General features: G+C 63.6%; 15 protein-coding genes. 9 read left to right on the top strand and 6 right to left on the bottom strand.

Annotated features, from left to right (window positions below):
- Positions 1 to 97: 97 nt before the first annotated feature.
- Positions 98 to 1,213, bottom strand: coding sequence for an acetylserotonin O-methyltransferase (locus L0V05_RS17840; RefSeq protein WP_234872936.1), 1,116 nt, complete (start codon positions 1,211 to 1,213; stop codon positions 98 to 100).
- 10 nt (positions 1,214 to 1,223) lie between these two features.
- Positions 1,224 to 2,102: a polyprenyl synthetase family protein gene (locus L0V05_RS17835; protein WP_406565990.1), complete on the bottom strand. Its 879-nt coding sequence runs from the start codon at positions 2,100 to 2,102 to the stop codon at positions 1,224 to 1,226.
- A 112-nt stretch (positions 2,103 to 2,214) separates the two neighbouring features.
- On the opposite strand from L0V05_RS17835, the gene crtD reads away from it, so the two are divergent.
- Together crtD and crtC are read left to right on the top strand one after the other, a co-directional pair.
- Positions 2,215 to 3,774 (top strand): 1-hydroxycarotenoid 3,4-desaturase CrtD, encoded by a 1,560-nt coding sequence (gene crtD / locus L0V05_RS17830; RefSeq protein WP_234872935.1) that lies wholly within the window; start codon positions 2,215 to 2,217, stop codon positions 3,772 to 3,774.
- A complete protein-coding gene (crtC, locus tag L0V05_RS17825; RefSeq protein WP_234872835.1) occupies positions 3,771 to 4,607 on the top strand; it encodes a carotenoid 1,2-hydratase in 837 nt (278 codons plus the stop codon). The genes crtD and crtC overlap by 4 nt, the downstream gene beginning before the upstream one ends.
- Here the strand turns inward: crtC and tspO are convergent.
- From tspO to L0V05_RS17810, 3 genes are read right to left on the bottom strand one after another with little or no spacing between them, the layout of a single operon-like run.
- A complete protein-coding gene (gene tspO / locus L0V05_RS17820; protein ID WP_234872834.1) occupies positions 4,604 to 5,062 on the bottom strand; it encodes a tryptophan-rich sensory protein TspO in 459 nt (152 codons plus the stop codon). The two genes, crtC and tspO, sit on opposite strands and share 4 nt — an antisense overlap.
- Positions 5,063 to 5,095: 33 nt before the next feature.
- Positions 5,096 to 6,121 carry a 15-cis-phytoene synthase gene (gene crtB, locus L0V05_RS17815; protein WP_234872833.1) on the bottom strand — a complete coding sequence of 342 codons (1,026 nt, stop codon included), beginning with the start codon at positions 6,119 to 6,121 and terminating at the stop codon, positions 5,096 to 5,098.
- Positions 6,118 to 7,680, bottom strand: a complete 1,563-nt coding sequence (locus L0V05_RS17810; protein WP_234872832.1) for a phytoene desaturase — start codon at positions 7,678 to 7,680, stop codon at positions 6,118 to 6,120. Before L0V05_RS17810 ends, crtB begins: the two co-directional genes overlap by 4 nt.
- A 115-nt stretch (positions 7,681 to 7,795) precedes the next feature.
- Between L0V05_RS17810 and crtA the strand changes: the two genes are divergently transcribed.
- The 5 genes from crtA to L0V05_RS17785 are packed head-to-tail and all read left to right on the top strand — an operon-like array spanning position 7,796 to position 13,022.
- Complete coding sequence (gene crtA / locus L0V05_RS17805; protein WP_255683830.1) at positions 7,796 to 8,515, top strand: spheroidene monooxygenase; 720 nt, start codon at positions 7,796 to 7,798, stop codon at positions 8,513 to 8,515.
- Positions 8,512 to 9,516 (top strand): magnesium chelatase ATPase subunit I, encoded by a 1,005-nt coding sequence (bchI, locus tag L0V05_RS17800; RefSeq protein ID WP_234872831.1) that lies wholly within the window; start codon positions 8,512 to 8,514, stop codon positions 9,514 to 9,516. Before crtA ends, bchI begins: the two co-directional genes overlap by 4 nt.
- The gene (locus L0V05_RS17795; RefSeq protein ID WP_234872830.1) at positions 9,513 to 11,177 is read left to right on the top strand and encodes a magnesium chelatase subunit D; all 1,665 of its coding nucleotides are present in this window, start codon (positions 9,513 to 9,515) and stop codon (positions 11,175 to 11,177) included. Before bchI ends, L0V05_RS17795 begins: the two co-directional genes overlap by 4 nt.
- Positions 11,110 to 12,048, top strand: a complete 939-nt coding sequence (gene bchO, locus L0V05_RS17790) for an alpha/beta fold hydrolase BchO (protein WP_319937962.1) — start codon at positions 11,110 to 11,112, stop codon at positions 12,046 to 12,048. The genes L0V05_RS17795 and bchO overlap by 68 nt, the downstream gene beginning before the upstream one ends.
- Entirely contained in the window at positions 12,048 to 13,022 is a 975-nt protein-coding gene (locus L0V05_RS17785; RefSeq protein ID WP_234872828.1) for an NAD(P)H-binding protein, read from the top strand. Before bchO ends, L0V05_RS17785 begins: the two co-directional genes overlap by 1 nt.
- A gap of 35 nt (positions 13,023 to 13,057) precedes the next feature.
- On the opposite strand, the gene L0V05_RS17780 is transcribed toward L0V05_RS17785, so the two are convergent.
- A complete protein-coding gene (locus L0V05_RS17780; RefSeq protein ID WP_234872827.1) occupies positions 13,058 to 13,882 on the bottom strand; it encodes a cobalamin B12-binding domain-containing protein in 825 nt (274 codons plus the stop codon).
- 414 nt (positions 13,883 to 14,296) lie between these two features.
- On the opposite strand from L0V05_RS17780, the gene L0V05_RS17775 reads away from it, so the two are divergent.
- Positions 14,297 to 14,836, top strand: a complete 540-nt coding sequence (locus L0V05_RS17775; RefSeq protein ID WP_234872826.1) for a DUF2478 domain-containing protein — start codon at positions 14,297 to 14,299, stop codon at positions 14,834 to 14,836.
- Positions 14,837 to 15,608: 772 nt separating this feature from the next.
- Positions 15,609 to 18,875: a beta strand repeat-containing protein gene (locus L0V05_RS17770; RefSeq protein ID WP_234872825.1), complete on the top strand. Its 3,267-nt coding sequence runs from the start codon at positions 15,609 to 15,611 to the stop codon at positions 18,873 to 18,875.
- Positions 18,876 to 18,896 lie beyond the last annotated feature (21 nt).

The following is an 18,896-nucleotide window of genomic DNA, read 5'->3' as shown; positions in this document are numbered from 1 at the left end:
TCAGGCGGAGACTCCCCGATGGATCTCTCCATCACTGTCATCTTAAACTTACAGCCAAGTGTGTCAAACAAAATAGACATAGAAAGATTGACGCAGGCTAGGTCTGTGGCTTCTGCCCGGCCACAACTGACGTGACGAAACTGCGAAAACCTGTTCGCTTGTTTATATTTATGAACCCGGCCTCGGTAAGGATCTCTGCGATCGCGTCTGGTGATCGTGTCCGTCCGGTTTGCATCGCAAGAGTGTAAATTGCGAAGTACACATCGGTAGCGCGATCCGGCCTTGCGCCGCCTGACATCGGTTCCGAGACGATAACTTGTCCTCCGGGCGGCAGGGCTGCATAGACTGCTGCGACCAGCCGCCGAACCGTTGCATCGTCGTGGTCGTATAGCACCCTGACCAAGCTGATCGCATCTGCACCGAGCGGCAGCGCATCGTCCCGGAAACTGCCAGGATGAAGAGACACCCGCCGGGACACGCCCGCCCTCGCCAGTCGTGTCGCCGCGCCCTCCAGAACTGCGGGCAGGTCGAACAGATCCAGCTCAAGATGCGGATGCGCCCGGGCCACTTCGATCAGGAAGGCGCCAGTCCCTCCGCCTACGTCCATCAGCCGACGTACCGAGGAAAGGTCGACCATCCGCAGCGTATCTTCGGCGACAAGAACCTGGCTTTCCGCCATCAGGTCGGAATAGGTCGCAGCAACCTTCGGGTCTGCTGCCCCGCCTGCGCCGAAGACATAGGGCCAGAACTGCGCAAGCTGTGTCACCCTTTCGGCCCTGAGCAGCGCGACGGGGTCGGCAAGGTCGGCGTAGAGTGCCCGGTGGTGCAGCACCATCTGCTCCAGCCCCGGAACCCCCATCATTGCCGCTCCCCGAACCGCAAGACCGAACCGCCCATCGCGGCGAGCCTTGAGTAGCCCCAGCGCCGCCCCAGCGCGCAAGAGCACCTGCATCCGGTCCGGCGATAATGCGCAAAGCTCCGCCAGGCGGTCGACCGTAAGCGGTCCGTCTTGTAGCAGATGCAGGACTCGCAGTTCGATGATAGCCAGCAGCACCTGCGAATTGACGAAGCCCGCCATGATGTCGAACAGCGCGGCCCCTTCGGATCGCGCCATGTTGCGCAATCCGGGAATCCGGGCAGCCAGGGACTGGAATCGACGTGATGCCGCGAGGCGCAGGATCCAGCCGCGCGGTGCTGTTCGGGCGGCGGGCATAGCCGTCATTTCAGCGGCGCGCATCAGCCCGGTGGAGGACTGGCGCGACCGGCGTCATCCGCTCGGCATAGCGTCGGACCATGTCGGCCAGCATTGCTTCGCCCGGGCAGGAGGGGATCGAGGCGATGGCTCCGCCAAGAATATCCTTAAGCTTGCGGATCGCGCCTTGCACGCCCAGTGCGGCAACGGCGTTGGGGCGTCCATGCGCCTCGTCCTGCCCCACAGGCTTGCCGAGCGTTTCGGCGTCATAGAGTGCGTCGCGCAGATCGTCGGCCACCTGGAACGCTTCGCCGATTCGTGCGCCAAGATCCTCCCACGGTTCGGCGTCCTGTCCGGCTGCGAGCGCCCCCATTTGGGTTGCCGCGACGAACAATGCCCCGGTCTTGGACCGGTGGTAGGCGGAAAGATTGACCTGCGGTTCGCTTTCCCACCCTTGCCCGGCGCAGATGCCGTCGGGCATGCCGGTGCGACGCGACAGGACTCGGATCAGCTTCAGTGCCCGATCCGCATCCCTGCCTGCGGCTTCGGCGAGAACGTCGAAGGCCAGCACGATCAAGCTGTCGCCGGTGAGAACGGCAAGCGGTTCGGAATAGGCGCGATGGACCGTGGTCTTGCCCCGCCGAGTATCCGCATCGTCGAAGCAGGGCAGATCGTCATGCACAAGGCTAGCGCAGTGGATCAGCTCCAGCGCCACGGCAGCAGCGTCGGAAAGATGGGGGCGGTCATCGCCGCAGGCCATCGCAACGCTGAGCAGGATCGTAGGACGAATCCTCGCCCCGCCAGGCATCACGGCATAATGCAGCGCCGAGGCCAGCAAGGCGGGCGCCTCGCCCTCCCCCATTGCGCGACGAAGGACGGCTTCAGTGGCTGCATCCAATCGGGCATTCATCGACATCGGAACCCTCCTGCGCCGCGCTTCCGCCCAAAGTGTCACTCAGAAGTGACACATCAGTGTAAATCATTCTGGACATTCGCGCCCCCCGAGTCAACAATCCGGCATGATGACCGCGGCAGCACCCAGGATCGTGGTGATCGGCGCAGGGATCGGTGGGCTGAGCGCCGCGATCCGTCTTGCTGCGGCCGGCTTGTCGGTGACACTGGTCGAAGCGCAGTCCTATCCCGGCGGCAAGATGCGCGCCCTGCCTTCGGCGGCGGGGCCGGTCGATGCCGGTCCTACTGTGCTGACGATGCGGCACGTCTTCGACGATCTCTTCTCAGCTGCAGGTGAAACCCTGGACGATCACCTGACACTGCTGCCGCAGCCCATCCTTGCGCGGCATTGGTGGCCGGATGGCAGCCGGCTTGACCTTTTCGCCGATCCTGATGCGAGCGCATCTGCGGTTGCAGCCTTTGCGGGGCTGCGGGCCGAGGTAGAGTTCCGGCGCTTTCATCGGCAGACTGTGCAACTCTACTCGGCCTTTCGCAGACCAATGATCGAGGCTGCTGGCCCGAAACTTGCAGCAATCGCGCGTAACAGTCTTCTTCGGCCGGGTTTATGGTCGGCGCTCCGGCCAAGCCGGACCTTGGCAACGCATCTGGACCAGGCCTTCAGTGATCCGCGTCTGCGTCAGCTTTTCGGACGCTATGCCACCTATGTGGGCGGCGCCCCCGCCCGTTCGCCCGCTGTGCTTGGGCTGATCTGGCAAGCCGAGGCGCAGGGGGTCTGGGCGGTTCAGGGCGGGATGCACCGACTGGCGCAGGCTCTTTGCGATCTGGCCGCACGTCTGGGCGTTACGCTTCGGTTTGGTGTCTCTGCGCTTCGCATCCAGTCGAAGGCTGGGCGGGTTACCGAGGTCGTCCTGTCTGACACGCGCACGATCAGATGCGAAGCAGTGGTGTTCAACGGCGATCCGGCGGCGTTGGTGGCTGGCCTGCTCGGCAACGCGCCCCAGCAGGCGTTGCCCCTTTCGGCGGCACAGCCCCGCAGCCTCTCGGCAGCGGTCTGGTCCTTTGCTGCCACGCCGGGACCGGTGGACCTGATTCATCACAACGTCTTCTTCGGAGCCGATCCTTCGCGTGAATTCGGGCCGATCTCCGCCGGTCAGTTGCCGGAGGACGCAACGCTTTATGTCTGTGCGCAGGATCGCGGCGACCCTCGCCGCCCGGGCACCGGGGTAGAGCGGTTCGAGATCATCATGAACGCGCCGCCGAAAACGGTTCTATCGCAAAGCGAGTTATCCTTATGCCGCAACCGGACCTTCCCGACGCTGGCCAGATTCGGCCTGACCTTCGATCCGCTTCCTCCGGACACGGCGCTGACGACGCCTCAGGGGTTCGCAGCGCTGTTTCCGGGGTCACAGGGCGCGATCTACGGGCGAAGCCCGGAGGGGCAGCTCGCGAGCTTTCGGCGCCCGGGTGCGCGGACACGGTTGCCGGGCCTGTATCTGGCGGGCGGTGGAGCGCATCCGGGAGCGGGCGTTCCGATGGCGGCCCTGTCCGGTCTGCACGCGGCCGAGGCGATAGCGAGGGACCTGACTTCCGCGTCGAAGTTCAGCCCAATGGCTATGCCTGGTGGTATGTCGACGGACTCTCGGACGACGGGACGCGCGCAGTCTCGGTGATCGGCTTCATCGGGTCGGTGTTTTCGCCGTGGTATGCCTGGTCAGGGCGGCGCGATCCGGCGAACCATTGCTGCATCAATGTCGTGACCTATGGACCCGGTGGACGGTTCACGATGACGGACCGGGGCAGGGATGCCCTGCGCCAGACCCGCGATGCCCTGCATGTTGGCCCCAGCCGGATGGCCTGGCGCAACGGCACGCTTGTGATCGACGTCGACGAGATCTCTGCCTTGCCACGCATCAGCCGCGTCCACGGGCAGATCCGCCTGATCCCGACGGCAGTCACCGATGTCGAAGCCCTTTTGACGCCGGATGCCAGCCATCTCTGGCGGCCCTTCGCCCCTTCGGCCCGCATCGAGGTCGACCTGACCCAGGGTTGCTCCTGGACCGGCCACGGTTACTTCGACGCGAATTTCGGGACATCGGCGCTTGAGGCGGACTTTCGCCGCTGGACATGGGGCCGGTTCCCGCGATCCCATGGCGGGGCGACCTGCTTCTACGACGCTTTGCGGCGCGATGGCTCCACGTTGGCGCTCGGCCTCGATGTTGCGGCAGACGGAACGGCAGAGGTCTGCGAGCCGCCGCCGCTTGCGCCGCTCGGGCGCACCCTTTGGGGCATATCCCGCGAAACCCGTTGTGATCCGGGCCGCACGCCGCGCCAGACCATGGCTTTGCTAGACGCGCCCTTCTACAGCCGTTCGGTGGTCCAGACCCGGATCGACGGCGAGACTGTGCAGGGTGTGCACGAGGCCCTGGACCTCGCCCGGTTCCGCTCGCCGATCGTCAAGGCAATGTTGGCCGTCCGGGTGCCGCGCCGCGCCCGCTGGCCCTAGGCTGAGCCGGGATTGAGCCGGATCACGCTCAGGTTCAGCGCCCCGGCGATCGTCGCCCAGACGAGATAAGGGACGAAAAGCCAGCCCGCCATAATGTCCGCCTGGAAGAAGGCCCATGTCGTTGCGGCGACGGCGAGCCACAGGAACACCATCACGACCATCGCAGCGCGCATCCGGCGAAGGCCAAAGAAAACTGGCGTCCAAAGCGTGTTCAGCGCGATCTGCAGGGCCCAGAATGCAAGCGCCTGGGGATGAGACGATGTCAGTGCAACCCGCGTCGCCGCATAGGACATCAGAATGTAGAGCGAGGTCCAGACGACTGGGAAAGCCCAACGGGGGGGGACCCAGGCCGGCTTGTTCAACCCCTCATACCATGCGCCGGGTTGAAACATCGCGCCGGTCGTCGCTGCCGCGCCGCAGGCGGCCAGAAAGGTCAGAAAAAGGCCCAGGTCCATGTCAGTCTCCAAGGAATACGGTATGAAACTAACTCAGACCTGCGCCCGTTCCATCCTCCGTCTTGCATGATCCCGCGCTTCGAGTTGGGCAAGCGTCGCGAGCAACGTTTCCGAGCGACTGAAGCGGGTGCGGGTCCGTGCGGCCGCTTCGACCAGGAACGCTGTTTCGGGCGCTGGTGGCGCATGCAGTTGTGGGGACAGGAGGAGGACAGTGCTTGCAGCCCCTCTTGCGAGAGAAAGTGCAAGCCAGCCAATCTTCTGCCCGCGCGTGGTGCGCGCACGCGCAGTGACGCTGTCATGGCCCAGCCCAGCCACCGCGCCGCCGATCCCGGCATAGACATGGCGCGCTGCAAAGATGCCAGGACGGCAGTCGAGCGGCAGCCTCGGAACCCCTGCTTCGGAGCGCCTGTAGTAGACGTCCGCCTCGTCTAGCAACCGCCGGACCAGATCGCGCAGCGCCGGGGTGGCCTCTGGCCGGGACAGGAATGTAGCCGGGTCGATGCGGGCCTCGGCAAGCCACTGGCGTGGCAGGTAAAGGCGGCCCGCTCGCGCATCCTCGCCGACATCCCGGGCGATGTTGGTCAGCTGCATGGCCAGGCCAAGATCGCAGGCCCGAGCCAGTGCATCTGCGTCGCGGACCCGCATCAGGACGCACATCATGGCGCCCACGGCGCTTGCCACCCGCGCGCAATAGTGAAGGAGGTCTGGCAAGGTCTCGTAGCTGCGTCCGACCGCATCCCAGGCGAGACCTTCAAGCAGTGCATCTGGCAGCGCCCGTGGCATCTCGAACTCTTCAACGACCGAGGCGAAGGCTCGGTCGGCCGGCGCATTGCGCGGACGACCGGCATAGACGAGGTCCAGCCTGTCGCGCAGTTCGACTACGGCCGGGGCTTTGTCGCGGCTGTCATCCACGGCATCGTCGGCAAGGCGGCAAAACGCATAGAGCGCCAGGGCCGGATCGCGCACCCGCGCCGGCAAGAGGCGCGACGCGGCATGGAACGAAAGCGATCCCGTCCGGATCGCCTCGCGGCAGCGCGCCATGTCCTCCGGCGCAATCATTCCGCAGCCATCCGGAACGAGCCGTCGCGCGGGGCATCCGGCACAAGTTTTCCCAGAACTTCGGCGCTGGCGATCACGCCCGGCAGACCCGCGCCGGGATGCGTGCCGGCGCCGACGAGGTAAAGGCCCTTTGCCTCTTCCGAGACATTGTGCGGACGGAACCAGGCCGACTGAAGGATGCGCGGCTCGATCGAAAAGCCGCTGCCATAGGGTGCAAGATACCGGCTTTGGAACGTGTCCGGGGTAAAGACCAGTTGTTCTGACAAATGCTCGCCAAGGCCGGGCAAGAGCCGCTCTTCGAGCATGCGCTGGATCTTCTGGCGGTAAGGCTCAGCCTCCACCGCCCAGTCCGTCTTGCCGATGCCAAGATGCGGGACGGGGGACAGGGCATAGAAGGTGTCATCGCCTGGCGGCGCAGAGGTGGAATCGGTCACGGAGGGGCGGTGGACGTAAAGGCTCATGTCCTCGGCCAGCCGCCCGCGGATGAAGATGTCGCGGATATGCTCTTTGTAGCGGGGTCCGACGACGATGGTGTGATGGCCGACATCGGGCCATTTCAGGCGCGTCCCCTTCGTGCCGAAGTACCAGACGAACAACCCCATGGACCACCGCTTGCGGCCAAGCTTTCGCGTCGTCCAGCGCTTGCGGGGCTGGTTGCGCAGCAGGCGGTCGTAGGTGTGCCCGGCATCGGCATTCGAGACGACAACATCCGAAGGGATCGAGGTGCCATCGGCAAGACGTACGCCCATGGCTTGACCGTTCTGGATCAGGATTTCATCCACCTCGCTGTCCAACATCAGCCGGCCGCCCTGAAGCGCGATCACCTTTGCCATGGCCAGCGCAATCGCCCCGACACCGCCCATGGCGTAATGAACGCCGAACTCCTTTTCCAGGTGACTGACAAGGATGTACATCGAGGTCACGTGGAAGGGGTCGCCGCCGATGAACAGCGGGTGGAATGACAGTGCGAAGCGCAACCGGTCATCCTTCACCCGAGAGGCGGCATGTGCATGGACCGACTTGTCGGCGCGCAGCCATGCGAAGGTCGGGAGCACCTTGAGCAGGTCGCCAAAGCGGTGCATCGACCGGCGGCCCAGGTCCTCGAACCCGAACCAGTAGCGCCGCTCGCTGTCGGCAACGAAGCGGTCGTAGCCCGCAAGATCGCCCGGCGACAGCCGCACCACCTCGGCGCGCATGGCGTCGGTCGATTGACGTGCCGTGAAATTGGAGCCGTCCTGCCAGCGGATTTCGTAGAAGGGATCAAGGACGCGCAGGTCGACATCGCGGTCAAAATCCCGGCCACAGGCTGCCCAAAGTTCGCGCAGGCCCTGCGGCACGGTGACGATGGTTGGCCCGAGATCGAAGCGATGCCCGCCCATCGTGATCGAACTGCCCCGCCCTCCCGGCATGTCCAGCCGGTCGATCACGGTGACACGGTAGCCTTTAGCCCCCAGTCGCATCGCCGCGGCAAGACCCCCAAGGCCCGCCCCGATGACAACGGCTTCCGCCCCGGTACTCCGAGGTCCCGCCTGATGATGCGAGTCCGATCCTGTCAGCATGGGATTACGATATACTGTCCAGTCTGATTTACAATAGTGCGCATATCCGCGACAGATTGCGCCATTTCACTTTTCAGTCTCTGCAAAGACTGTCAGATTGATCTGACAGAGTCCGATGAGGTTCGCCATAAACACCGTGAGTCTCAGCCTGTTTCGTTTCACCTCGCTCTCCGCCCGCCTATGGGTCTTTGGGCAGATGGGCGCAGCTCGTCTGTCGCTGGCCAGAATCCCCGAAATCGGCTTCTGGAAGCTGTGCGGCTCGGGCACTGGCGAGGGATTCACACCCCGACCCAACACGGCTGTCTGGGCTATCCTGGCCACCTGGCCGGATCCCGAGACAGCTCGACGACTGATCGGCTCGGCCTCCGTCTTTGGCCGGTGGCGATCCCACGCGGCCGAAAGCTGGACCATCCTGCTTGAGCCTACCTCGTCACGCGGGAGGTGGTCTGGCAAGAATCCATTCCATCCAGGTGGCGTTGCCAATGACGGCGGACCCATCGTTGCGCTGACCCGCGCAACCATGCGGGCGTCGACCTTCCTCCGGTTCTGGCGGCGCGTTCCGGATATCTCTCAGGTGATCGGTGAGGACCCGAACGTGATCTTCAAGATCGGAATCGGCGAGGTGCCGCTACTGCATCAGGTTACCTTTTCGATCTGGCCCGACGCTGTCAGCATGGCACAATTCGCGCGTGGCGACGGCCCGCATGGGCGGGCCATCCGGGCGGTGCGGGCCGAAAACTGGTTTGCCGAGGAGCTTTACGCGCGGTTCCGCATCATCGATGACTGGGGCAGCTGGGATGGTCGCCGCCCGCTTGCGGCGAGGGCCGCCGCATGACCCAGCCGTTCCCTTTTTCCGCGATCGTCGGTCAGGAGGCGATGAAGCAGGCGATGGTGCTGACGGCCATCGATCCGGGCATCGGTGGGGTTCTGGTGTTCGGCGACAGGGGCACCGGCAAATCGACCGCTGTGCGCGCTCTTGCGGCGTTGCTGCCGGAAATCACGGTCGTAGAGGATTGTCCGGTGAACTCTGCCCGGATCGAGGATGTACCGGCCTGGGCAGGACCCAAATCCGGCCGCATGGTCAAGCGGCCCACGCCCGTTGTTGACCTGCCGCTCGGAGCGACCGAGGACCGGGTCGTGGGCGCGCTTGACATAGAGCGTGCGCTGACACGCGGCGAGAAGGCCTTCGAGCCGGGTCTGCTGGCCCGGGCCAACCGTGGGTATCTCTATATCGATGAGGTCAACCTGCTCGAAGACCATCTGGTCGATCTACTTCTCGACGTGGCGCAGTCTGGCGAGAACGTGGTCGAGCGGGAGGGGCTGTCGATCCGCCACCCCGCCCGTTTCGTGCTGGTCGGTTCCGGAAACCCCGAGGAGGGCGAACTGCGCCCGCAATTGCTCGACCGCTTCGGTCTTTCGGTCGAAGTCACGTCTCCGCGCGATGTCGCCACCCGCGTCGAGGTGATGCGCCGGCGGGACGCCTATGAGAATGATTATGCCGCCTTCATGAAGAAGTGGCGGGCAAAGGACAGCGCCTTGCGCAAGTCCATCCTTGCGGCCCGCGCTGCGCTGCCCAACCTGAAGACACCCAATACGGTGCTGCACGACTGCGCCGCCTTGTGCATCGCCTTGGGATCGGACGGACTGCGGGGCGAACTGACGCTTTTGCGCGCGGCACGGGCGCAGGCGGCGTTCGAAGGGGCGGATGCGGTCGGACGGCGTCAGCTCAAGGCGGTGGCGGTCAGCGCCCTTGGCCATCGGCTGCGGCGCGATCCCTTGGACGAGGCGGGATCGTCGGCGCGCGTCGCGCGGCTTGTGGAAGAGACCTTGCCGTGACCGCGCCCCTGTCTCCGCTGGACCGGGCCGAGGCGGCACTGGCGGTTCTGGCAGTCGACCCTGCCGGGGTGAAGGGGCTCTGGCTGCGCGCCCGGTCCGGTCCGCTGCGTGACCGGATTGCCGAGGCTTTGCTTGCGACCCGTCGCATTCATCCGGGCATCGACGACACTTCGCTTTTTGGTGGAGTCGACCTTGCGGCAACCCTGGCATCGGGGCATGTGCAGACGTCGGCCGGCCTTCTCACCGAGACAGTTCCGATCACGCTGACGATGGCCGAGCGTTGCCCGCCGGGACTTGCCGTGCGGCTTGGTCGTTGGCTCGACGGCGACGGTACCTGTCTCGTCGCCCTCGACGAAAGTGCCGAGCAGGACGAGGGGCTTCCATCTGCGCTCAGCGACCGGCTGGGACTGTTCATCGACCTTGAAGGGATGGTCTTTTCCGAAACAACTCCGCTTCGACCGGACCCGGCGAAGATCGCCGAAGCGCGGGCGAGATTGTCAGGAACGGCGCTGCCGTCCGAGGCGACCGATGCCATCGCTCGTCTGAGCCTCGCCCTTGGGGTGGCAAGCCTGCGCGCGCCGCTCCTCGCACTCAAGGCCGCCGTGGCATTGGCCGCATGGCGCGGGGAGGCAAGCGTCAGCGAAGAGACGCTTCGCCATGCCGCAGAACTGACCCTCGCGCATCGCGGTGTCCTTTCGCCGGCGGCGGATGAGCCGGAAGAACCACCGCCCCCGCCAGAGCCTGACGAAACACCCAGTGACCAGTCGCTAGGGGCCGAACAGAAAATTCCGGAAGAGGTCCTGCTGGAGGCCGTCCAGGCCGCATTGCCTGATGGTGTCCTCGCCCAGCTTGCTGCCGGTAAGGCCCTGCGCGCGGCAAGGGGGGGGGGTGGCACAGGCGCAGCGCGCAAGGGCAACCACCGAGGCCGGCCGCTGCCATCCCGTCCGGGCATGCCGGGATCGGGCAAACGCATCGACCTTGTGGCCACCCTCCGCGCGGCTGCGCCCTGGCAGCCCCTGAGGCGCCGCGCCCCCGCAGGACCATCCCTGCGGCTGGAAATCAGGCCATCGGACCTGCGGCTCAAGCGGTTTGAAGAATGCTCGGACCGCGTGCTGGTCTTCGCCGTCGATGCCTCCGGTTCCTCGGCGTTCGCGCGGCTCGCGGAGGCCAAGGGGGCGGTCGAGCTATTGCTGGCTCAGGCCTATGCGCGCCGCGACCATGTTGCCCTGATCGCCTTTCGCGGGACCGGAGCGGAACTGCTCCTGCCGCCGACGCGGTCGCTGGTCCAGACCAAACGCCGACTTGCCGGCTTGCCCGGTGGCGGCGGCACGCCCCTCGCCTCGGGTTTGCGAATGGCCTTCGATCTTGGGCTCCAGACCCGGCGGCGCGGCATGACGCCGACGATCGCCCTCTTGACCGACGGTCGCGGCAATGTGGCTCTGGACGGCAGCGCCAATCGCGCGGCCGCGGAGACAGATGCACTTCGCGTTGCCCGGACGATCTCGGCCGCCTCGATCCCGTCGCTCGTGCTGGATATCGCCAACAGACCCCAGCCCGCGCTGCAGCAACTCGCCCGCAGCCTTGGCGCTGGATATGTGCCCCTGCCCAGGGCCGACGCACAGCGTCTTACCGCCGTCCTTCAGAGCGCGCTGGACACCTGACATGGCGCCGGACGAGATCCCGGCCAACTGGCCATTTCGGGATGTGTCCCGATTTGTCAGATGCGGTACACATCGCTGGCATGTTCAGGAACTTGGAGCGGGGCCAGAGCTGCTGCTTTTGCACGGAGCAGGCGCCTCTACACACAGTTTTCGCCATCTGGTGCCCCTGCTTCAGCGAAGTTATCGCGTGATCGCTGTCGATCTGCCGGGGCAGGGGTTCACCTCTCTCGGCGCGCGCAACCGCTGCGGGCTTGACGACATCGCAAGCGACCTTGCCGACCTGATCGTGCAAGAGGGATGGTCCCCCTTCGCCTTCATCGGTCATTCTGCGGGTGCGGCGGTCGCCCTGCGGCTGGCAGAGCTGCGCCCGGTTCAGGCCGTCATCGGCATCAATGCCGCGCTCGGTCAGTTCGAGGGGCTTGCAGGTTGGCTCTTCCCCCGCATGGCGCAGCTGCTCTCGGTCCTGCCATTGGTGCCCGAGATTTTCAGCCGGATTGCCGGCACTCCGCAGCAGGTGCATCGCCTGCTGGCCTCGACAGGTTCACGCATCGACGCTGAGGGCGAAGCACAGTACCTCGCCCTCGTGCGCCGACCATCGCATGTCGCTGCGACACTGGCGATGATGGCGCAGTGGAACCTCGATGAGCTGATCGACCGGCTAGGACAGATACATGTCCCTTGCCTGCTTATCACCGGATCGGCCGACACGGCCGTGCCCGCCTCTACATCCGAGCAGGCCGCCAAGACGATGCCGGAAGCGATCTGGGTCGATCTGCCTCGATACGGCCATCTTGTGCATGAGGAGGCGGCAGACAAAGTTGCGGCATTGATCCTCGACTTCCTTTCGCAGCACACGAAGGACACTGGCTGATGTCGGGGGTGCAGCAGCGCATCCTCATGCTTGGTGCGACAGGTACGATCGGTCGCGCAACGGTCGACGCTCTGTTGGCGCATGGATATGACGTCGTCTGCCCTGTGCGTGCGAAGGGCGGCGACCGGTGGCGCAGCTTGCCCGAAGCCGCCGACTTGCGTGACTGCGATGTAACCGACCGGGCTGCGCTCGCGGGGCTTTTCGAACGTGAGCGCCTTGATGCGATCGTCTCCTGCCTTGCGTCCCGAACAGGCACGAGCGCAAGCGCCTGGGCCGTTGACTATGGCGTCCATTCGCATGTGCTGAAGGAGGCGCAACAGGCGGGCGTCGGCCAGATGGTCCTTCTTTCAGCGATCTGCGTGCAGAAACCGCTCCTTGCCTTTCAGCAGGCCAAGCTTGCCTTTGAGCGGGAGTTGATCGCCTCTGGCCTGATATACTCCATTGTCCGACCGACTGCCTTCTTCAAGTCGCTGTCGGGGCAGCTGGACCGTTTGCGGCGGGGCAAGCCCTATCTCCTTTTCGGCGATGGTGAACTGACCTCCTGCAAACCGATCAGCGACCGCGATGTCGCCGAGTATCTTGCGGGCTGCCTTGACGATCCGGCCCGCCAGGACCGCATCCTTCCGATCGGCGGCCCCGGCGCGGCGATAACACCGCGCGAACAAGGAGAGCTGCTATTCCAACTGCTTGATCGCCCGGCCCGGTTCCGCCATGTGCCACTTGGTTTGCTTGACGGCATAATCCATTTCCTCGACCTGGCGTCCAGGGTTTCGAGGCGGATGCGAGACAAGGCAGAGATGGCGCGGATCGGGCGGTATTATGCGAGTGAATCGATGCTGGTCCTTGACGCCAGAACGGGTCGCTATGATGCGCAGGCGACCCCGTCGACAGGCCAGGACCTGCTTGCCGACCACTATAAGCGCCTGATCCGCGGCGATATTTCAAACGAACGAGGCGATCACGCGGTCTTTTGAGCCGCGTCACAGGATGCTTGGGCTTCGCGCAGCGATCAGGATGTTGGCATGGCGGGGTGCTGCCGTGTCCAGTCTTCCATCAGGGCCATCGCGGCTGGAAAATCGGTAGCCGCTCCGTCCGCACCGGTCATTCCGACCAGAGGAACAGGGCTGGACACAATCTGTCCGCACACCAGCAGATAGGCGTCCGGGTTGCTGATGCGCAGCGCGACTATCAGCTTCATCAGCGCGGGAAGGGACCGTTTCCCACTGGCAGAAAGGGCGATGAGACTCGCCTTCCTTTGCTGCGCCGTGGCGATCAGCTCGTCATGATCGAGCCTAAGCAGCAACTCGATGTCCCAGCCCATGTCCCGCGCCAGATCGGTCGCCATGGTGATGCCAAGAGTATGCTGCTCGCCCGGAACGCTCGCAAAGATCGCTGATCGGTGCAGATCCGTAGACGGGTTCTTCCGACCCATGCGAAGCACGCGAAGGGCCGCATAAACGCGGCCGGCCGCGATCGTAACCCGATAGAAAGAAACCTTGTCGTTGTCCCAGTAGTCCCCAAGGCGGCGGGACGCCGCGGCGAGGTAGGACAGGCAGAGAACGTCGTAGCGCGCGCCCCTTGTCCGGAAACTCTCGATCAGATTAGCCGCTGCGTTGGGATCTTCCGACAGCAGTGCAGCGCACAGGGCCTCGACCTCGCCCGCATCGGGCTGGATATCGTCAGGAAGCACAGGTGACAGCTGGGTCGCGACCCGCTGGACGACCTCTTCGGCCAGTGCGGAGATCGCCGAGGCGGGGAGGGTCTGTCGAACGCGTTCGACTTCGGAAAACGCAAAATACAGCGCATGCCTATCGAAGGACTGGGCGCTGGACATGTTGGCCTCCCCCAGAGTCAACTTATAGGAGTGGCTACCGAGTGACTCCGATCCCGGTGCCCTTTGCAATCAAGTATATGTGACTCGCCGAAGCTGACAAGCCGACTCGACGCGCTGTGTTGACACTCAGACCGTCAGGAAAACCCGACGCATTCGGACCATACCCAATGTTGCGCGCCTGTAGGGACACTTCCCCAATTTGCTGTGTCGATGGCCGTCCCTCGCAAGAACCACTCTCGCTATGACTCGGGCTGAAGCACGAACTTTACACCCGCAGACAGCATCGATCGCCCGATATGTCCGCGAACAAGGCCTCCGATGGCGCAATCTGGCCGTGTCCTACAGCGACATTGTCAATGACGGCTTCGCCGGGCAAGAAGGCGGGATTCGCGCCAGCAAGAGCTGTGATCCGCCATGCCGTTCCAGAAGAAACTCGCCTGTGTCAGTGTTGCAGGAAGGGGCGCGACGGACGCTTTGCTTTCCGAGGTCGCCGTTGCGCTCGAGGCTGCAGGGATGCGGCTGGCGGGGACGATCCAGTCGAACCCGGAACGGATCGGCAGACGCTTGTGCGACATGGACATCCGGGTGTTGCCCGACGGACCGACGCTACGGATCAGCGAGGATCGCGGCGATCTTGCCCGGGGGTGCCGGCTGGACGCCGGGGTCCTGGAAGAGGCAGTGTTCGAAGTCGGGCGCCGGCTCGGGGGCGCAGATCTGCTTGTCGTCAACAAGTTCGGCAAGCGCGAGTGCGAAGGGAAGGGACTGGTGCCGATCATCGCCGAAGCACTGGAAATCGGACTGCCGGTCCTGATCGGTGTGAACGGGCCGAACCTCCAGTCGCTTCGCGATTTTGCCGGCGATTGGCTGGAAGAACTTGCCGCCGAGCCGGATGCGGTCATGGCCTGGGCCTCTGACGCGGTCGCAGAGCGAACAACCGCGACTACAAGGAACTGATGCGGAATCGTGCCCGGCGTGTTGACCGCTGCCGGCCCACAGATGCACCTGGTCTGGCGTCGGTAGGCTCACATATATGCCGATGAGCGCTTCCGACGGATTTTCGATCCCTGTCAGTCGACCTGGGCGTCAGATAAGGAGCGTTTCGAGCAAGCGCCTCGGTGCTGTCGCGAGAAACAAGACAACCTGGATAGGGCTGAAGTTTGGCCCGCCCGCGACATGCAGGCCTATGCGCATTTCATGCAGGATTTTGCGCCGGAATCCGGGGCCAGATGCGCGGGTCGTGAGTTGCAGCTTCGCAATATCGTTCGATGCGTCGGTGAAGTTCGGTTTTTTCGGCGCTTTGGAGCATTCGACCCGCGCTTACACGTAGTGCAATCCGTCTTCTGATCTCAGGCATGTGGGAATCGGAGAAAATCTGAGGGCAGTTGAAAGCACTAAAATCCCTGATCCAAAGACGCCGTGATTCTCCAACAGTATTTGCTCGAGAAACGGTGATGGGCGATGTTGGCTTGCCGCATGTCTGAATCTCTTTGACAGTACGCCAAGTTCTTCACAACTGTCACGAAGCAAGAAACTGAAATTGTGAACTGCCATAGATCGAGTGGCAGTTGTGGAAGTTCATTGAAAGTGTAAGATCGCGTTCAGGGGAGTGAGAGGAAAATGAGACCTGCGCAGTAGGCCAGTCAAGGTAAGCGCAAGCGTCCTTGGTTGCGGCGATCGGTCGGGCTCGATTTCTTCTTAAAACGCGTGAAGTTCTAAGAGGGCCGTCATGGCGATTATCGACGCATACTACAAGGTAGATATCCAGAATCTTGACCTGAATTTCTATATCAGAAACTACTATGATGATTTCTTTTACGATAATCAATATCTGACAATCTTTGATGTCCCCTACCAGGATATCGTGGACATAAATGGTTATGATGATCCGGTTGATCTGGGCCTGACCTTTGGCGGTTCCAATATTACGTTCAACTCCAGTGGCGCCGTTACGGGCGGCACTGTAAATGTCGTCACAGAGTATTTCTGGGGCGGGGATGCGATCTGGCTTGCGCAAGGCGTCTCCATACCCGCTCCCACCCTCTATGCTGCTCTTCTGACCGCAAGTAGTGCAGATGACTACAATATGATGGCAGCCGCGCTGTCAGGAAACGACGCTGTCTATCTTTCCAACTACGATGACCGATGGAACGGGTTCGGCGGAAACGACTTTCTGTACGGATACGAAGGCGACGACACGCTCTACGGCGCAGCTGGCAATGATGTCTTGCTTGGCGGGCTGGGCAAAGACCTGATCGACGGTGGGGCCGGCAATGACTCCATGACGGGCGGCGACGGCAACGATGTCTACACGGTCGACAGTACCGGAGATGTTGTCTCGGAGACGAATGCCGATGCTGTTACCGGTGGGGTTGACCGCGTGAACTTCACCCTTGCGGCGTACACTCTTGGCGCAAACATCGAAGAGGGGCGGATCCTGTCTGGTGCGGTCGCGAACCTCACCGGCAATGCCCTCGACAACACGCTTATCGCCGGGGCCGGCAACAACGTGCTGAATGGTGGCGCCGGTTCTGATACCGCCTCCTATTCCACGGCCTCCGGCGCAGTGAGGGTGAGCCTCGCAATCGCCGCAGCCCAGGCGACCGGGGCCTCCGGCTCGGATCGCCTGGTCAGTATCGAGAATCTGGCCGGCTCATCTTTCAACGATACTCTTACAGGCAACGGTGGCGCCAACAAGCTGACCGGCAATGCTGGAAACGACACGCTTGATGGCGGTGCGGGCGATGACACACTGACCGGGGGCGACGGCAGTGATCTTTATACCGTCGACAGCGTTGGCGACGTGGTAAGCGAGACCAACGCGTCGCTCGCCACGGGCGGGACCGATCGCGTGAACTCGCTGCTGGCGACCTATGCGCTGACCTCCAATGTCGAGGACGGGCGGATTCTCAGCGCCGGGGGGGCTGACCTGACCGGCAACACGCTGGCCAACACGCTCTTCGCCGGTGCCGGCAACAACGTGCTGGACGGTGGCGGCGGTTCGGACACCGCTTCCTATATCTATGCCGGCACTGGAGTAGCCGTGTCGTTGGCGGTGGCTGGCGCGCAGGCGACCGGGGGCTCTGGTTCGGAAACGTTGGTCAGCATCGAGAACCTGACAGGCTCGGCCTACAATGACGTACTGACCGGTGACGGTGGTGCCAACAAGCTGACCGGTAATGCTGGAAACGACACGCTTGATGGCGGCGCCGGCGATGACACGATGACGGGTGGCGACGGCAACGATGTCTACACCGTCGACAGTGCGGGCGACGTTGTGAGCGAAACCAACGCAGTGGCCGCGACCGGCGGGATTGACCGGGTGAACTCGCTTCTGGCGGCCTACACGCTCGGGGCCAATATCGAAGAGGGACGGATCCTTTCTGCCGGTGCAGCCAATGTGACTGGCAACACTCTGGCCAACACCCTGTTCGCCGGGGCCGGCAACAACGTGCTCGACGGCGGTGTGGGTGCAGATACGGCTTCCTACTCTTTTGCGGGCGGAGCGGTGACGGTGTCGCTGGCGTCTGTCGGGGCGCAGGCGACCGGGAACTCCGGCTCCGACACGCTGTTGAACATCGAGAACCTGATGGGCTCGGCCTACAATGACGTGCTGACCGGAAACACCGGTGCGAACCGGCTTGGTGGTGGCGCTGGCAATGACACGCTGATTGGAGGCGGCGGCAACGACACGATGGTGGGAGGTGACGGTAGCGATCTCTATACCGTCGACAGCGTTGGTGACGTCGTGTCAGAGAGCAACGCAGCGGCCGTGACCGGCGGGATTGACCGGGTGAACTCGCTTCTGGCGGCCTACACGCTCGGGGCCAATGTCGAAGAGGGGCAGATTCTGGCGAACGGGGCGGCTAACCTGACCGGCAACGGCCTGGCCAACACGCTGATCGCAGGCGCCGGCAACAACGTGCTGAACGGCTTGGCGGGGTCTGACACCGTCTCTTACGAGACCGCATCGGGCGCGGTGAAGGTAAACCTCGCGATCACCACGGCGCAGGCGACTGGGGCCTCCGGTTCGGACACGCTCTTGAACATCGAGCATCTCGCAGGGTCATCCTTCAGCGACACGTTGACCGGCAACGCCGGCGCAAACCGGCTGAGTGGTGGGGCTGGCAATGATGCGCTGAACGGCGGTGCTGGCAACGACACGATGACAGGGGGGGACGGCAACGACCTCTACACGGTCGACAGCGCGGGAGATGTTGTGTCGGAGACGAATGCCGATGCGGTCACCGGCGGGATTGACCGGGTGAACTCGCTGCTGGCGGGGTACACGCTTGGTGCCAATGTCGAAGAGGGGCGAATCCTGTCGGTGGGTTCGGCGAACCTCACCGGCAACGCGCTCGACAATACGTTGTTCGCTGGCGTCGGAAACAACGTGCTGAACGGCGATTCCGGCTCGGATACAGCCTCCTACGCCACGGCATCTGGCGCGGTTAAGGTGAACCTCGCGATCACCACGGCTCAAGCGACTGGGGCCTCCGGCTCGGATACTCTCCTGAACATCGAGAACCTGAATGGCTCAAGCTACAACGATACTCTGACCGGCAATGCCGATGCAAACCGGCTGAACGGCGGGGCTGGCAACGACACGCTGAACGGCGGGGCTGGAAACGACAGCCTTTCAGGTGGAGCAGGGACCGATTTCCTGTTCGGCGGCGATGACGACGATACCTTCGTGTTCAATACTGCGCTTGGGCCTACAAACATCGACAAGATCCAAGCCTTCGATGTCGGTCATGACCACATCCAGCTTGAGAACGCTGTCTTTTCAGGTATCACGTCGACCGGCGTACTGGATGATGCCGCCTTTGCAGTTGGAGCCGCCGCAACGACCGCGGATCACCGTATCCTGTATGACTCGACCACCGGGGCGGTGCTCTATGATGCTGACGGAGTCGGGGGCACTGGGCCAGTCCAGTTCGCGACGCTGATTTCGCCCATCGGAACGATTTCTGCGGACAGCTTCGACATCATTTGATTGGAGAGCAGCACTCAAAGG

Origin of the sequence: Alitabrizicola rongguiensis (assembly GCF_021491355.1) — a bacterium.
Taxonomy (GTDB): Bacteria; Pseudomonadota; Alphaproteobacteria; order Rhodobacterales; family Rhodobacteraceae; genus Aliitabrizicola; species Aliitabrizicola rongguiensis.
This window is presented reverse-complemented; position numbering and strand designations above follow the sequence as displayed.